This is a genomic window from Flavobacterium sp. Flavsp81 (genome assembly GCF_059491325.1).
The window spans coordinates 3222127-3239695 of the sequence record NZ_CP168505.1 but is presented as its reverse complement, the minus strand read 5'-3'; the positions used below and the strand labels follow the sequence as shown (position 1 = coordinate 3239695).

At 36.1% G+C, this 17569-nt stretch carries 9 protein-coding genes; all 9 read left to right on the top strand.

The window, feature by feature from the left end; translation table 11 throughout:
* Positions 1-68 precede the first annotated feature (68 nt).
* The 9 genes from ACEN92_RS13565 to ACEN92_RS13525 all read left to right on the top strand — a co-directional run bounded on the left by ACEN92_RS13565 (position 69) and on the right by ACEN92_RS13525 (position 17513).
* A complete protein-coding gene (locus ACEN92_RS13565; protein WP_495638891.1) occupies positions 69-2468 on the top strand; it encodes a glycoside hydrolase family 31 protein in 2400 nt (799 codons plus the stop codon).
* Positions 2469-2545: 77 nt separating this feature from the next.
* Entirely contained in the window at positions 2546-4549 is a 2004-nt protein-coding gene (locus tag ACEN92_RS13560; RefSeq protein ID WP_495638890.1) for a glycoside hydrolase family 97 protein, read from the top strand.
* 54 nt (positions 4550-4603) lie between these two features.
* Positions 4604-6763 carry a glycoside hydrolase family 3 C-terminal domain-containing protein gene (locus ACEN92_RS13555; RefSeq protein WP_495638889.1) on the top strand — a complete coding sequence of 720 codons (2160 nt, stop codon included), beginning with the start codon at positions 4604-4606 and terminating at the stop codon, positions 6761-6763.
* 5 nt (positions 6764-6768) lie between these two features.
* On the top strand, positions 6769-8364 hold the full coding sequence (locus ACEN92_RS13550) for a GH39 family glycosyl hydrolase (protein WP_495638888.1): 1596 nt from the start codon (positions 6769-6771) through the stop codon (positions 8362-8364).
* A gap of 109 nt (positions 8365-8473) precedes the next feature.
* Positions 8474-10708, top strand: a complete 2235-nt coding sequence (locus ACEN92_RS13545; protein WP_495638887.1) for a glycoside hydrolase family 3 C-terminal domain-containing protein — start codon at positions 8474-8476, stop codon at positions 10706-10708.
* A gap of 77 nt (positions 10709-10785) precedes the next feature.
* Positions 10786-12288 carry a cellulase family glycosylhydrolase gene (locus ACEN92_RS13540; protein ID WP_495638886.1) on the top strand — a complete coding sequence of 501 codons (1503 nt, stop codon included), beginning with the start codon at positions 10786-10788 and terminating at the stop codon, positions 12286-12288.
* 318 nt (positions 12289-12606) lie between these two features.
* Positions 12607-13863, top strand: coding sequence for a glycoside hydrolase family 5 protein (locus tag ACEN92_RS13535; RefSeq protein ID WP_495638885.1), 1257 nt, complete (start codon positions 12607-12609; stop codon positions 13861-13863).
* A gap of 163 nt (positions 13864-14026) precedes the next feature.
* On the top strand, positions 14027-15976 hold the full coding sequence (locus ACEN92_RS13530) for a sialate O-acetylesterase (RefSeq protein ID WP_495638884.1): 1950 nt from the start codon (positions 14027-14029) through the stop codon (positions 15974-15976).
* Between the two features lie 37 nt (positions 15977-16013).
* Positions 16014-17513, top strand: coding sequence for a family 43 glycosylhydrolase (locus ACEN92_RS13525; protein ID WP_495638883.1), 1500 nt, complete (start codon positions 16014-16016; stop codon positions 17511-17513).
* Positions 17514-17569: the final 56 nt, after the last annotated feature.

Genomic DNA, 17569 nt, shown 5'->3' with positions numbered 1-17569 from the left:
CCTGCAAGGTTTTTTCAACCTTGTAGGTATATTAATGTTTGAATAAGTCAACTAGAATAAATTAACCAATGAAAAACACACAACTAACCACATTGTTTTCAATCTTCATGTTTGGATTTCTTGTGACGCCAAAAACGTCCGCACAAATTCAAAATGCAGATGTGCTGAATGCTCCAATAGATATCAGCAAAGATTTTCAAAATTATCTGAATACCTTTTATTTTGCAGATGAATTAGCATCTTTTGATCCGCAAACAGGAAAAGGAACAATAAAATATTTGAGATACAATTACAAAACACGTCAGGCTTTCAACAATATGATGATGAAGCCGGATACAGTTGCGGCAAATGAATTTCCTACTACGGAATATGATGTTTCGCCGGTATTGCCTTTTGAAATTCAGTTTGTTTCAGATAGAACAATCCGAATTAAAACAACTTCAGGGCCTCAGTTCCATCCCCAGAAAGAATCTCTGATGTTGGTTGAGGGTGTTGCTCCAAATCATCCGGAATTATGGAAATATTCTAAGATGGAAGGAGGCCATAAATATACGAGCAAACATGGTGTTGTTGAGATTTTATCAAAACCATGGCACATAAAAATCTATGATGAAAAAGGAAAACTGCTAACAAGCACACTTCATAATTCTGATTTCGCAAACGGATATACACCATCACTTCCCTTTTCGTATGTGCGCAGAAACAGCGATTATTCAAGAAGTATGGGTGCAGCTTTCAGTTTAGAACCTGACGAAAAAATATTTGGCTGTGGAGAATCTTTCACGCAATTCAACAAACGTGGACAAAAAGTAGTTTTGTGGGCAGATGACGCCAACGGAATCCAAAATGAAACCATGTACAAGCCAGTTCCATTTTACATGAGCAGCCGTGGATATGGTGTTTTTATGCATCATTCAACACCAATTACAGTTGATTTTGGAAGATATTTTGGAAGCGCAAACGAAATGTATATTGGAGATGATGAAGCTGATTTATTTTTCTTTATCGGAGAGCCAAAAGACATATTAGATCAATATACGGATTTGACTGGAAAAGCAGCAATGCCGCCACTTTGGTCATTTGGTTTCTGGATGAGCCGCATCACCTATTTCTCTGAAAAAGAAGGCCGCGAAGTTGCAAAAGATTTGCGTAAATATAAAATTCCAACAGATGTAATTCACTTTGATACAGGCTGGTTCGATGTAGACTGGAGAAATAATTATGAGTTTGCAAAAGCCCGTTTCCCGGATGCAGAAAAAATGATGTCTGATTTAAAAGATGATGGTTTTCACGTGTGTTTATGGCAGCTGCCTTATTTCACTCCAAAAAACACATTGTTCAATGAAATCATGGATAAAAATTTAGCGGTAAGAGACCGTAAAGGAAATCTGCCTTATGAAGATGCCGTTTTAGATTTCTCAAATCCTGAAACAGTAACCTGGTATCAGGCTAAATTAAAACGTTTATTCGATCAGGGAGTTTCTGTTTTCAAAGTAGATTTTGGAGAAGCTGCTCCGCCGGACGGAATTTATCATTCAGGACGCACCGGTTTCTACGAGCATAATTTATACCCGTTACGCTACAACAAAGCTGTTGCCGAAATTACCCAGAAAGAAAAAGGATATACTTTAATCTGGGCAAGAAGTACCTGGGCAGGAAGCCAGCGTTACCCATTGCACTGGGGTGGTGATGCCGAAACAAGTAATGGAGCAATGTCTGCCGAATTAAGAGGAGGACTTTCATTAGGATTAAGCGGATTCAGTTTTTGGAGTCATGATGTTGGAGGATTTGCAACTAAATCTCCGGAAAATTTATATAGAAGATGGGCCCCATTCGGGATGTTTACTTCACACGTAAGAAGCCACGGAGAACCTCCACGTGAACCATGGTTATACAGCAAAGATTTTCTTGAAGGATTTAGAAAAGCAGATAATATGCGTTACGAGTTAATGCCATATATCTATGCTCAGGCAAAAGAAAGTTCACAAAAAGGATTGCCAATGATGCGTGCTTTATTTGTAGAATATCCAAACGATCCCGGTGCGTGGTTAGTTGATAATGAATATTTATTTGGTTCAAGTATGTTGGTTGCCCCATTGTTTGAAGAAGTAACGGAGAGAGACGTTTACCTTCCGGCAGGTACCTGGATAGACTACCAGACTAAAAAAGTATACGAAGGAGGATGGCATAAAATTAAAGCCGGTGAAGTACCAATTATAGTTTTGGTGAAAGATGGTTCTGCAATTCCACATATTGCATTAGCACAATCCACAAAAGATATGGATTGGAGCAAATTAACACTTAAAGTGTTTGCCAGTGACAAGACAACTTCAGCATCAGCAAAAGTGTTTTTACCAAACAGTGATGCTGTTCAGGAAATTACGGTTAACAAAAAAGGAAGCAATTTTGAAATTGCACCAAATGCATTAACCGGGAAAACCACTTTTAAAACCGAGTGGCTAAAATAGGTTTGTTTAGTTTAGTTTTTTAAATCGGGTGAAATCCCCATCACCCGATTTATACAATATGATTTAAAAATAATACCATGAAAAAACATTTAATCCTTTCTACTGTACTGCTTTCCATTACTATTGGCTATAGCCAAAAAAACAAAAACGCTTATGAACTGGCTTCGCCAAATGGGCAGAACAAAATAAAATTCGAATTGGTAAAGAATGCTCCAAAATATGCTGTTTCACACGGTAAAACTGAAGTAATTACACCATCGGATATGGGTTTTTTATTGAAAGGAAATGAAGATTTGAGTTCTGATTTTGAAATTAAAAATGTAAAAAATACTTCTTTTGATGAAACTTGGGAACAGGTTTGGGGAGAAAAGAAAAACATCAGAAATCACTACAATCAGTTAGTGGTTGAACTACAGCAAAAAGGAAAAAACAAACGCAGGCTTGAGATTCAGTTTCGCGCTTTCGATGATGGAGTTGCTTTTAGATATGTTTATCCTAAACAAAATGTAAAAGACAGCATTTTTATTATGGATGAAAAAACGACTTTCAATCTAAAAGAAGACGGGAAAGCATGGTGGATTCCTGCAAATAGAGAAAATCGTGATGAATATCTTTTTAAAGATGCCCCGGTCAGTACACTTGATACGGTTTTGACACCGCTTACTATAGAAAGTAAAAGCGGACTGGCATTGAGTTTTCACGAAGCGAATCTGGTAGATTTTGCAAGTATGACTTTGGTAAATACTAAAGGAACAGTACTTAAATCTGATTTGGTCCCTTGGTCTGACGGTGTAAAAGTTCGTGTAAAAGATACTTTTACTTCTTCCTGGAGAACCATTCAAATTGGAGAAAAACCAGCGGATTTAATTACTTCTTATTTGATTTTGAATTTAAATGAGCCAAATAAATTAAAGAACACTAGTTATTTCAAACCATACAAATATTTTGGAATCTGGTGGGGAATGCACATCGGGAAATATACATTTTGGGAAAGCGACAAACAAGGGGCAACGACCAAACATGCTGAGGAATATATTGATTTTACCGCTAAAGAAGGATTTCATCATTTATTGATCGAAGGCTGGAACAAAGGCTGGACACCGGGTTGGTATGAAAACAAAATGCACATGTTTAGCTTCACGAAAAGTGCAGATAATTTCGATTTACAAAAAGTGGTTGAATACGGAAAGAAAAAAGACGTAGCCCTTATTGGATATCATGAAACAGGATCTAACCTTATTAATTACTTAAAAGAAGTAGATGAAGGTTTTGCATTGTATAAAAAATTAGGAATGCACTCCGTTAAAATTGGTCACGTTGGTTCTAAATTAAACATGAAAGAATGGCACTTTGGACAATTTGGAGTAAATTATTTCAGATATATTTTGGAAAAAGCAGCCGAATATGATTTGGCAGTTTTATATCACGAGTCAATAAAAGATACAGGTGAGCGTCGTACTTTTCCAAACATGGTTTCAAGAGAAGCGGCAAGAGGCCAGGAATATAATGCATGGAGCGAAGGAAATCCGCCAAGTCATTTGACTATTATTCCTTTTACAAGATTACTTTCAGGACCAATGGATTTTACTCCGGGAATTTTTGATGTAGAGGTAAAACAAGGTTTTCCGGGAAAAAGAGTTCATGGTACAGCAGCACAGCAATTAGCATTGTATGTTACTATTTATGCCCCAATCCAGATGATGGCCGATCTTCCAGAAAATTATGAAGGAAAACCGGCATTGCAATTCTTAAAAGATGTTCCAACAGATTGGGAAGATACAAAAGTACTGGATGGAAAAATTGGGCAATATATCACTACAGCCCGTAAAGACAGAAATAGTCCCGATTGGTATTTAGGAAGTATTACAAATGAAAATGCCCGTGATGTAAATGTTTCTTTGTCATTCTTGGATCCAAAAGCAACTTATGAAGCTCAGATTTATGCTGATTCGGAAGGTACTGATGAAACACATAATCCATCTGCAGTAGCGATTTCTAAGAAAACAGTTAAAGCTTCAGATTCATTAAAATTACATTTAGGCGGGGCTGGTGGAACAGCAATCCGATTCAAAAAATTATAATTTATTTAATATTATGTAGAGGCGCACAGCAGTGCGTCTCTATTTAATCGAAACATGAAAAACCTTATTTTACATATTGTTTTTATACTCTTGCTTAACTTGGGATTTGCTCAGCAAAAGTTGCAATACGCTTTTCAGGATTCTAAACTGGATACTGAAAAGCGTATTGATAATTTGTTGTCTTTAATGACGCTTGATGAAAAAATCGTGTGCCTGAGTACCAACCCTTCTGTTCCAAGATTGGGTGTTAAAGGTACTGGACATGTTGAGGGTTTACATGGTTTGGCATTAGGCGGACCGGGTGAATGGGGTGGAAAAAACAAACAGTCTTTGCCTACCACGACTTTTCCTCAGGCTTATGGTCTGGGTGAAACCTGGGATATTGATTTAATTCAGAGAGTTGCTCATGTTGAAAGTTATGAAACACGTTATGCTTTTCAAAGATATAACAGAGGAGGTTTAGTAGTTCGTGCTCCAAATGCAGACATTGCAAGAGATCCGCGTTGGGGACGTACCGAAGAAAGTTATGGCGAAGATGCCTTTTTTAACGGAACAATGACAGTAGCTTTTGTAAAAGGCCTGCAAGGGAATAATCCAAAATATTGGCAGACAGCTTCGTTAATGAAACACTTTTTAGCCAATAGCAATGAAGATGGAAGAACTTATACCTCGTCTGATTTTGATGAAAGATTGTGGAGAGAATATTATGCTTTGCCTTTTCAAATGGGCGTTGTCGAAGGTGGCTCCCGTGCGTACATGGCAGCTTACAACAAAGTAAACGGAATTCCCGCAATGGTGCACCCGATGTTGAAAGACATTACACAAAAAGAATGGGGGCAAAACGGAATTATTTGTACAGATGGTGGTGCGTTTAGGTTATTACTTTCGGACCATAAATATTACACAGATAAATTTATTGGCGCTGCTGCTGCTGTAAAAGCAGGAATTAATCAGTTTTTGGATGAATATTCAGAAGCAGTTTATGGTGCAGTTTCGCATGGATATTTAAAAGAAAAAGATATTGATGCAGTTTTAAGAGGTGATTTTCGAGTGATGATTCAATTAGGAATGTTAGATGATACAAATGAAAATCCATATGCTAAAATTGGAACGGGAAAAGATACTATTGATCCCTGGACAACGGAAGCACACAAAAAAATAGCTTTGGAAACGACACAAAAATCAATTGTTTTACTTAAAAATGATTCGGAATTGTTGCCCTTACAAAAAGAAAAATTAAAAAAGATAGCCATAATCGGGATTCATGCTGACGAAGTATTATTGGATTGGTATAGCGGGACACCTTCTTATATTATTACACCTTTGCAGGGAATTAAAAATAAACTGGGCAATAATGTTGAAATACTTTTTGCTAAAAATAACACTGATGGCAAAGCTGCCGAAATCGCTAAAAAAGCGGATGTAGTAATTGTAATTGTTGGTAATCATCCGACTTGTAATGCGGGTTGGGCAGATTGTCCGGTGTCAAGTGAAGGCAAAGAATCGGTTGACCGCCAATCATTGACTTTAGAGCAGGAAGATTTGATTAAAGTAGCGTTTCAGGCGAACCCTAAAACCATTGTTGCTTTAATCAGCAGTTTTCCGTATGCAATAAACTGGACACAAGAACATGTTCCGGCAATCGTACATATGACACAAAACAGTCAGGAAACAGGAACAGCTCTGGCTGATGTCTTGTTTGGAGATTATAATCCTGCCGGACGTTTAACGCAAACCTGGGTAAAAGATATAACTGATTTGCCGGCATTTTTAGATTATAATATCCGAAACGGAAGAACATATCAATATTTTAAAGGAAAACCCTTGTATGCTTTTGGTCACGGCCTGAGCTATTCAACTTTTAAATACAATTCAATTGAAACCAATTTAGAGACAATTACTAAAAACGGTGAAATAAAAGTTACCGTTTCCGTTACAAATTCCGGGAATAAAGATGGGGATGAAGTAGTTCAATTATACATTAAACAATTGGATTCAAAAGTTGAACGTCCTGAAAAAGAATTGAAATCTTTTCAAAGAGTGTTTTTTAAAGCGGGAGAAACTAAGAATGTTATCCTGACTTTAGAAGCTAAAGATTTGCAATATTGGAATGTAGCTAAGCAACAATTTGAGCTCGAAAAGAATACAATTGAAATTCAAGTTGGAAGTGCTTCAGATGCAATTCTTTTAACCCAAAAAATAACTATTAAATAATTACAATGAAAAAACATTTAATACTACTGATTGTTCTATTATTCCTAAGCAACGTTACATTGTTTGGACAAAATACAAACACTGAAAAATCTGTTTCTGATAATAGAATCATAAAAGTAGATTATAATAAAACTGCAGGAAAACTGAATACCATGTTCAAAGAATGTGTTGGAGCAGGGAGAGCTAACGAAGGCTTAAGAGCCGATTGGCAGCAGCAGCTCGCAATCACAAAAAAAGAATGTGATTTTAAATACATCAGAATGCATGGCTTATTATCTGATGATATGGCGGTTTACAAAGAAGATGCAAAAGGAAATCCGGAATACAATTATCAATATATTGATGCTTTGTATGACTTTATTGTAAGTATCAAAATGAAACCTTTTGTTGAATTAGGTTTTATGCCTTCAGCATTGGCAAGCGGTCCCCAAACTATTTTTTGGTGGAAAGGAAATGTAACCCCTCCAAAAGATTATAAAAAATGGGAAGACTTGATTCGCAATTTAACCGCTCATTTTACCGAGCGTTATGGAGCTGAAGAAGTAAAAACATGGTATTTCGAGGTTTGGAATGAACCAAATCTGACACCAGGCTTCTGGACAGGTACTCAGGATGAATATTTTAAATTATACGAATATGCTGCGCGTGGCATAAAAGCTGTAAATAAAGATTTTAAAGTGGGCGGGCCTGCAACAGCCGGTGCTGGCTGGGTTCCTGAAACAATTGAATTTTGCGCCAAAAAGAATGTTCCGTTAGATTTTATTTCAACACACACATACGGTGTTAACCAAGGATATTTAGACGAGTTCGGAATTTCCGGAACAGTGCTTAGTCCAGACAAGAATAGTATCAGTGGCGACGTTATTAATTCGCGAAAGCAGATTACAAATTCTGTCAAACCAAATCTGGAATTGCATTATACAGAATGGAGTTCTTCTTACACACCTTCAGATCCAATCCATGACAGTTATCACTCCGCAGCTTATATTCTTCAAAAACTGAAACAAGTTGGCAACGCTGCAAACTCAATGTCATATTGGGTTTTTACGGATATTTTTGAAGAAGCAGGTCCAAGATTCACTCCTTTTCATGGAGGTTTCGGATTAATGAACACACAGGGAATTAAAAAACCGGCTTATTTCTCTTATTATTTCATGAATAAATTGGGAGAAACAGAACTTCAAAATACAGATAAATCTTCCTGGGCATCTAAAGACAAAAAAGGTGATGTGCAATTATTATTCTGGGATTTTACCAATACCCATCCTGGCGATAAAGTATGGAACCAGACTTATTATATTCAGGATTTGCCATCAAAAGAAAAAGGAAAAGTAAAAATTGAAATTGATGGATTGCAGAAAGGAAAATATATTTTAGAAACCTACAAAGTTGGATATAAATCGAATGATGCATATGCTGATTATTTGTCTTTAAACAAACCAAGTCAGTTAACCCGTGAACAGGTAAATTCAATCAAAGCAAAAAATAACGGAGCTCCAATGGCTACAGAAAAAATAACTGTTGATGTTAAAGGAACTTTTAGCAGAGATTTCAAAATAAATGAGAATGATGTTATCCTGCTAAATCTGATAAAACAATAATTTAAAAATAAACAAAAACCAAAAATAAAAACCACGAACAAATTTAAACACCACGATTTAAAGATTTTTAGTGAGGAAAAATTTTTAAACCTAAACAAAGAAACGATTTATGAAAAACAAAATTTTATGTCTGTCAGCGGCTATGGCTTTTGTGGCTTTTACTTCTTGTAAAAATTATGCACAAAGTTCAGACTCTGATTCTACTCAAAAAGAATATGCAGGTAAAGAAATAGGGTCAGAATTTGACAAAGAAATTGATAAGTTAATTTCTCAAATGACACTTGAAGAAAAAATAGGCATGCTTCACGGTAACAGCATGTTTAGTAATGGAGGCGTAAAACGTTTGGGTATTCCTGAACTAAAAATGGCTGACGGACCGTTAGGAGTTCGTGAAGAAATTTCTCGTGACAATTGGGCTCCGGCTGGTTTAACGAATGATTTTGCAACTTATTATCCGGCAGGAGGCGGCTTGGCTGCAACCTGGAATGCAGAAATGGCGCATACATTCGGTAACAGTTTAGGAGAAGAATTACGTGCCAGAGATAAAGACATGCTGCTTTCGCCTGCAATTAATATTGTAAGGACTCCGCTTGGAGGAAGAACGTATGAATATATGTCTGAAGACCCATTTTTGAATAAAAAAATTGCTGTGCCTTTAATCGTTGGCTTACAGGAAAAAGATGTTATGGCTTGCGTCAAACATTATGCAGCAAATAATCAGGAAACCAATCGTGATTTTGTCGATGTACAAATTGACGAACGTACACTTCGTGAAATTTACCTTCCTGCATTTGAAGCGTCTGTAAAAGATGCAAAAGCATACAGCATAATGGGTGCTTACAATAAGTTTAGAGGCGAATATTTATGTGAAAATGATTATATGCTAAATAAAATCCTTCGTGATGAATGGGGATTTAAAGGAGTTGTAGTTTCAGATTGGGCTGCGGTACATTCTACAGCAAAAACTTTAAAAAATGGTTTGGATATTGAAATGGGAACTCCAAAACCATTCAACGAATTTTTCCTGGCTGATAAACTTATTGCAGCAGTAAAATCCGGAGAAGTTTCAGAAGCAGAAATTGATCTGCATGTAAAACGTATTTTGCGTGTTTTATTTCAGGTAAAAGCGATGGGCGGCGGAGAACGTGCTAAAGGAAGCATTGCAACTGAAGCACATTATCAGGATGCATACAAAATTGCATCTGAGGCTGTTGTATTACTGAAAAATGAGAACAATGCATTGCCTTTGAAATTGGACGGAGTTAAATCAATTGCCGTAATTGGAAATAATGCAACCAAGAAAAATTCTTTGGCCGGATTTGGTGCGGGTGTAAAAACCAAAAGAGAAATTACGCCTTTGGAAGGTTTAAAAAACAGATTGCCATCATCAATCAAAATTAATTATGCTGAAGGATATTTAGAGCGTTACGAAGAAAAGAATAAAGGAAATTTAGGAAATATTACTTCGAGTGGTCCTGTAACGATCGATCAATTAGACCCGGCTAAATTACAAGAAGCCTTAGACGCGGCTAAAAATTCTGATGTAGCTATCATTTTTGCAGGTTCAAATCGTGATTACGAAACTGAATCTTCAGACCGCAGAGATTTACACTTACCATTCGGACAGGAAGAATTAATCAAAAAAGTATTAGCTGTTAATCCAAAAACTATTGTAGTTATGATTGCCGGAGCTCCTTTTGATATTAATGAAGTAAGCAAAAAAACTTCAGCTTTAGTCTGGACTTGGTTTAATGGTTCTGAAGGCGGAAATGCTTTGGCAGATATATTATTAGGGAAAGTAAATCCATCAGGAAAATTACCTTGGACAATGCCTAAAAATATTATGGATTCTCCGGCACACGCGACAAACAGCTTCCCTGGCGGAAAATCAGTTAATTATGCCGAAGGAATTTTAGTAGGATACCGTTGGTTTGATACTAAGAAAATCGCACCGTTATATCCTTTTGGATTCGGATTGTCTTACACCACATTTGCTTTCGATAATGCAAAAGCGGACAAAACTTCTTATGCTGTAACGGATACAATTACTGTTTCGGTTGATGTTAAAAACACCGGGAAAGTTGACGGAAAAGAAGTGGTACAATTGTATTCATCTAAATCTGATTCAAAAATTGCACGTGCTGCACAGGAATTAAAAGGATTCCAAAAAACAGATGTAAAAGCAGGAGGCTCAAATACAATAACAATTAAAGTTCCGGTTAAAGAATTGGCGTATTATGACGTAGCTTCAAAAAAATGGACCGTTGAACCAGGAAAATATACCTTGAAATTAGGAAATTCTTCAAGAGATATTAAAAAAGAAATTACTGTAACAATCAAATAATAGAATAAGGAATTATAATAATAAAGCATATTATAATTTTTAGTAGCAAACTAACTTAAAAAAAAACTTAACAAAAAATGAAAAAAACAATAAACAGCTATGTATTTAGTTTTTTATCCTGCATAATTTTTGCCGGGATATTTGCCTGTAGTTCAGATAAGGAAACAGCGCAGAATTTGACAATTAAAGATCTTACTGTAAGCCCTAATAAGATTGATTTTGAGAGTAGCGGAAGTACTAAAGAGATTAAAATCGAAACAGATGTAACAGCTTGGTTAATGAATAGTTCAGATGCGAGTTGGGTAAAAATCAGTCAGGCAGGAGGTACTTCGGGAACTACAACAGTTACAGTAACTGCTTTAGCAAATACAACCACTAAATTAAGAACAGCAATTATCACTTTAGGCTCAAATGAAGCGAAATCTGTTCAAATCACAATTTCTCAGGCTGGAATTGCCGGATCTACGGGTTTTCCTGATTATAATACAAGCCCTCTTGCCGCCGATGCTTCAGGTATGGGGAGTACTTCAGTACAATTGGCAGCAAAAATGAAAATGGGCTGGAATATTGGTAATACTATGGAAGCAATAGGTGGTGAAACAGCCTGGGGAAATCCAAAGGTTACAAAAGCATTGATTGATTTGGTTAAAGCAAATGGCTTTAATGCAATTAGAATCCCATGCTCATGGAATCAATATGTAGAGAATTCTTCAACTGCAAAAATCAAAACTGAATGGTTAGACAGAGTAAAAGAAGTTGTGCAGTATTGTGTGGATAACGATATGTATGTAATCGTAAATATTCACTGGGACGGCGGATGGCTGGAAAAAAATATTACTGAAGCCAAGAAAGTAGAAACCAATGCAAAACAAAAAGCATTTTGGCAGCAAATTGCAACACATTTGCGAGGATTTGATGAGCATTTACTTTTTGCAAGTGCCAATGAACCTGATGTGGCAGACGCAACTCAAATGGCAGTTTTGACATCGTATCACCAAACTTTTATCGATGCTGTTCGTTCAACAGGAGGTAAAAATGCATACCGTAATTTAATCGTACAAGGGCCGTCTACAGATATCGGTAAAACCAATACATTGATGACTACGCTTCCTACAGATAATGTTGCAAACCGTATGATGGTTGAGGTTCACTTTTATCCTTATCAATTTACTCTGATGACTGAAGATGCTGACTGGGGTAAAGCGTTTTACTATTGGGGTACAGGGAATCATTCAACTACCGATACTGCACACAATCCAACTTCAGGAGAAGAGGCTGATTTAAGCAAACTTTTTCTATCAATGAAAACACAATTTGTAGATAAAGGAGTTCCGGTAATTTTGGGAGAATTTGGCGCAATCAGACGTTCGAATTTAACTGGTGATGCATTGGCATTGCATTTAAAATCAAGAGCAGATTTTTACACATTTGTCGTAAAACAATCAAAAGCGAATGGATTAGTTCCTTTTTATTGGGATGCAGGAAATTTAGGAGTAAATACAATGTCTTTATTTGACAGAAGCAATAATACTGTTTTTGATTCACAGGCATTAACCGGATTGCAGAATGGTTTGAAATAAAAGAATTTATGTGGCCTGCAGTTAGTTCTATATATTGAGATTTCGAAACAAAGACCAATCAATAAATTAACTGCAGTTCGCATTTTTTATCTCAATTTAGATAGGTTTTTTTTTCAAAAGGCCAGAAGTTTTTAAGGTCATTATTTCTTTTTCTTTTAGATTTGAAATAATGGCTTTTACTGATTTTGAGATGAATTTTGTTGTTTTAAATAGAATACAGAATGCTATATTCGGCTGGAATTGAGTTTTTTACTGATTATAAAAGATTAATTATTTAAGATTATGCTTTACTAACATTTAACCACAAAAACCACAATTATGAAAAAAATGCTTATGAGTTGCCAAACTACAGCTTTGCTGTGTTTGGTATTATTAGGAAATTTATCTTGCAGCAAAGATGCATTGACTGAAGAAAAAATTGTAGCAGCAAGTAATTCAGAAGTTCATGTATCTACTTCAAGATTACCAAGCTATAATACAAATCCGTTGCCGGCTGATCCTTCAGGTATGGGAAGTGATGCCAGAACTATTGCATCCAAAATCAGAATAGGCTGGAATATTGGTAACACTTTGGAAGCCACCGGAAGTGAAACCGCCTGGGGAAACCCAAAAGTTACTAAAGCGTTAATAGACTTAGTAAAAGCTAAGGGTTTTAATGCTGTGCGTATTCCATGTTCATGGAATCAGTATTTAGCCAATTCGACTACGGCACAAATAAAAGCTGACTGGCTTAGCAGAGTTAAAGAGGTAGTGAAATACTGTAATGACAACGGAATGTATTGTATTGTAAATGTTCATTGGGACGGCGGATGGCTGGAAAACAATGTTACAGTAGCAAAACAAGTTGAAAACAATGAAAAACAAAAAGCATTTTGGGAGCAAATAGCTACCAGTCTTAGAGATTTTAATGGATTATTGCTTTTTGCAAGTGCTAATGAACCTAATGTTGACACTGCAGAACAAATGGCTGTACTTAAATCGTACCACCAGACATTTATTGATGCAGTTCGCTCTACAGGTGGCAGAAATGCTTACAGAACCTTAATAATTCAGGGGCCAAGAACTGATATTGCTAAAACAAATCAATTGATGACCTCTTTACCTACTGATAAATTATCAGGACGTATGATGGTAGAAGTACATTATTATTCACCATGGCAATTTGCCGGTATGACTCAGGATGAAAGTTGGGGCAAAATGTTTTATTATTGGGGGAATGGATTTAAATCTACAACAGACACCGGCAGAAATGCTACCTGGGGTGAAGAGGCTGGAGTAACAGCCGATTTTAAATTGATGAAAACTCAGTTTGTAGACAAAGGAATTCCCGTAATTTTAGGAGAATTTGGAGCTATCAGACGTTCTTCATTAACAGGAGATAATCTGACTAAACATTTAGCATCACGTGCTTATTATTTAAAATATGTAGTACAACAAGCGAAAGCTAATGGACTAGTACCTTTTTACTGGGATGAAGGCAGTATCTCTAATAATGGTTTTGGAATTTTTAACAGAAGCAATAATACCGTTTTTGACAATCAGGCTCTGACTGGTTTGATGAGTGGTCTAAACTAAAAAATTAGATAAATTATGGGATAAATCAGGCTTTAGTATAGATTTGTAATCTTGCCGAAGTAAGAAATCCTATTTTTATATAATAAATTTAATCAGCAGAATATATCTTACAATTAATCTTTTTTGATTGTAAGATATTTTGCTATTCATAACAATTTTTAAAATGAAAAAACAAATATTAATCTTCATTGTATTCTTTTCTTTTTTGGCAAATGCCAATGTTCGAATGCCGTTATTGTTCTCTGACGGAATGGTTTTGCAGCGAAATAAATCAATTCCGGTTTGGGGTTGGGCTGATGCCGGCGAAAAAGTAGAAATCCAATTTAATAAACAAATTAAAAACGCTATTGCCGATAAAAACGGTAAATGGACGGTAAGTTTAAATGCTGAAAAAGCAGGCGGCCCTTTTGAATTATCCATTACAGGAAAAAATAAAATTGTCATAAAAGATGTTTTGGTTGGAGAAGTGTGGATTTGCAGCGGACAATCAAACATGGAGTTCCAGGTTTATAAAACAATGAATTCTCAGGCAGAAATAAACGATTCTAATTATCCAATGATTCGTCATTTTGGTGTGGCGCAGGATTTAAGCGGTTTACCAAAAGATGATTTAAAAGCAGGAAAATGGGAAGCAAGTAGTAAAGAAACTGTTGGAAACTTTACCGCAGTGGGTTATTATTTCGCTAAAAAATTATATGCCGAATTAAAAATTCCAATCGGAATTATCAATACCTCCTGGGGCGGAACCTGTGTTGAAACCTGGACAAGCCGTGAAGCATTCGAGAAAAGTGACGAATTCAAAGACATGATCGCCAGTGTGCCTTCAGTAAATATGGATGCCATTTTTGAAACATACAAAAAATCACTTTTAGGGAACATACAAAAAATACAGGGTTTTGAAGTTACTATGGCCAACGAAAATCAATTTAAGGAAAAGGATTTTAAGGATGCAAACTGGCCTGAAATAAAAGTCCCTTCTCTTTGGGAAAATCAGCAAATTGGAAATATTGATGGAGTGGTTTGGATGCGAAAAACCGTTGTTTTGTCTGCAGAGCAAGCTAAAAAAGAAGCCGTTTTATATTTGTCTAAAGTCGATGATGAAGATCAGACGTATGTTAACGGGGTACAAGTAGGAACCAACAATGTTTGGGAAGCAAAAAGAGTTTATAAAATTCCGGCTAGTGTTTTAAAAGAAGGGACAAATGTAATTGCTGTCAAAATCACGGATTATTCAGGAGGCGGCGGAATTTACGGAGACCCTGCCGATTTGAAAATTGATTTCAGCGGTTCGACCATTCCACTTGATGGACTATGGAAATTTAACGTAGTACAAGTAAAAGTTTCGGTTTCACCTAATAGCTATCCGTCATTATTGTACAATGCGATGATTAATCCATTAATTCCATATGCATTCGAAGGAGTTTTATGGTATCAGGGAGAAGCTAATGTGACCAGAGCCAAGCAATACAAAAAAGCATTTCCCTTGATGATTACAGATTGGAGAACCAAATGGAACCAGGGTAATTTTCCTTTCTATTTTGTACAATTGTCAACTTTTAATGAATTTAACGGAAACAGTAAAGTTGGAAGCCGTTGGGCAGAACTTCGCGAAGCACAAACAGAAACTTTAAAATTACCAAACACCGGAATGGCAGTAACGACCGATATCGGGAACGCAAAAGACATTCATCCAACAAACAAACAAGACATAGGTTTGCGTTTGGCAGCTATAGCTTTAAATAATGTTTACGGTAAAAAACGAGTTTTCAGCGGACCAATGTACAAGTCAATGGAAGTAAAAGGAAACGAAATCATTCTGACTTTTAATAATATAGGAACAGGATTATCAACTTCTGATAATTCAGAAAACGTAAAAGGATTCGAAATCGCGGGAGCAGACAAAGTTTTTCATTCCGCTAAAGCGATTATAAAAAACAATAAAATAATAGTTTCAAGCGCTGAAGTTCCAAATCCTGTTGCCGTTCATTATGGCTGGGCAGATGACGACACCGAAATAAATCTTTTTAATAAAGAAAAATTTCCGGCATCTCCTTTCAGAACTGATAATTGGGAAATGATTACAGCATCACAAAAATATAATATCAGTAAATAAATAATATACAATTAATAAAATTCCAGATGAATTAATTATGAAAAAAGTAATTCGAATATTTATAATTTCAATGTCGCTTGTAATCAATGCACAGCAACAAAACGGCCAGCAAAAGAACGGATCTTATAAAAATCCAATCTTTGCAGGCGATTATGCCGACCCATCGATAATGAGGGACGGCGAGGATTATTATATTGTACATTCTTCATTCAATTATTATCCTGGTTTATTAATTTGGACTTCTAAAGATTTGGTTAACTGGAAACTTGTTACTCATGCATTAAAAAAAAGCGTAGGTTCTGTATGGGCACCGGATTTAGTTAAATACAATAACAAATTTTATATCTATTTCCCTGCCAATGAAACTAACTATGTGGTATGGGCAGATGCTATAAATGGTCCATGGAGTGATCCTGTAGATCTAAAGGTTGGTAATATAGACCCCGGACATTTTTTTGATGATAAAGGAAATCGATTCCTTTATTTCAGCAATGGAGGTTATGTGCCATTGTCTAAAGATGGTTTATCTGTGACTGGTGATATAAAACATAGTTATGATGGTTGGAAAATACCAAATGAATGGTCGATAGAATGTTTTTGTATGGAAGGACCAAAAGTTTTAAAATATAAAGATTATTATTATCTGACAGTTGCCGAAGGAGGTACAGCAGGACCGGCAACAAGCCACATGGTGATATCTGCAAGATCAAAGTCGCCTTTGGGACCATGGGAAAACTCTCCTTATAATCCAATTATCAGAACAAATGACAGTTCCGAAAAATGGTGGTCAAAAGGTCACGGAACAGTGATTGATGATATTAAAGGAAATTGGTGGATGGTTTTTCATGGTTATGAAAATGGTTATTACAACATGGGACGTCAGACACTTTTACAACCTGTAGAATGGACTGCTGATGGCTGGTTTAAAATGAAAGCCGGAACTAAAACAGAAGATGTATTAAAGAAACCTGCAGGTCAGTCTGTCAAAAGTAATTTTGCTCTTTCTGATACTTTTGGATCAATGGAGCTTCAGCCTCAATGGCAGTTTTATAATCAATATGACGCAGACAGGATTCAATTTTCTAAAAATGGATTAAAAATTAAAGGGAAAGGCAATAATATTGGTGAAAGTTCTCCATTATTGTGTAGTGCTTCCGATCATTCTTATTCTGCTGAAGTTGAAGTAGAAATTGAAGGGAATGCAGCTGCAGGGCTTATCCTGTTTTATGACAGCAAAATTTATACAGGTATTGCAGCTGATAAAGAAAATATTTCTGCCATACTCAGAACGTGGCAATTTCCAACTCAAAAAGGAGTAAATAAAAAGCATTTATTTCTTCGTTTAGAAAAGAAAGAGCAAATCGTTAATATGTTTTACAGCATTGACGGGAAAGATTGGTTAAAAATTGAAAATTCCGCAGAAGTATCATCATTCAATCATAATGTATTGGGTGGTTTTATGAGTTTAAAGCTAGGTCTTTCTGCTGTTGGAGAAGGCGCTGTGACATTCAGGAATTTTGTTTATAGTCCAAAATAAATAATATCTTTGGGCGTGACCCCATTTACAAAAGGCGCTATTTAACGAACCGCTTA

Coding starts and splice junctions, on each gene's coding strand:
- ACEN92_RS13565 (WP_495638891.1), top strand. CDS start 69: ATGAAAAACACACAACTAACCACATTGTTTTCAATCTTCATGTTTGGA.
- ACEN92_RS13560 (WP_495638890.1), top strand. CDS start 2,546: ATGAAAAAACATTTAATCCTTTCTACTGTACTGCTTTCCATTACTATT.
- ACEN92_RS13555 (WP_495638889.1), top strand. CDS start 4,604: ATGAAAAACCTTATTTTACATATTGTTTTTATACTCTTGCTTAACTTG.
- ACEN92_RS13550 (WP_495638888.1), top strand. CDS start 6,769: ATGAAAAAACATTTAATACTACTGATTGTTCTATTATTCCTAAGCAAC.
- ACEN92_RS13545 (WP_495638887.1), top strand. CDS start 8,474: ATGAAAAACAAAATTTTATGTCTGTCAGCGGCTATGGCTTTTGTGGCT.
- ACEN92_RS13540 (WP_495638886.1), top strand. CDS start 10,786: ATGAAAAAAACAATAAACAGCTATGTATTTAGTTTTTTATCCTGCATA.
- ACEN92_RS13535 (WP_495638885.1), top strand. CDS start 12,607: ATGAAAAAAATGCTTATGAGTTGCCAAACTACAGCTTTGCTGTGTTTG.
- ACEN92_RS13530 (WP_495638884.1), top strand. CDS start 14,027: ATGAAAAAACAAATATTAATCTTCATTGTATTCTTTTCTTTTTTGGCA.
- ACEN92_RS13525 (WP_495638883.1), top strand. CDS start 16,014: ATGAAAAAAGTAATTCGAATATTTATAATTTCAATGTCGCTTGTAATC.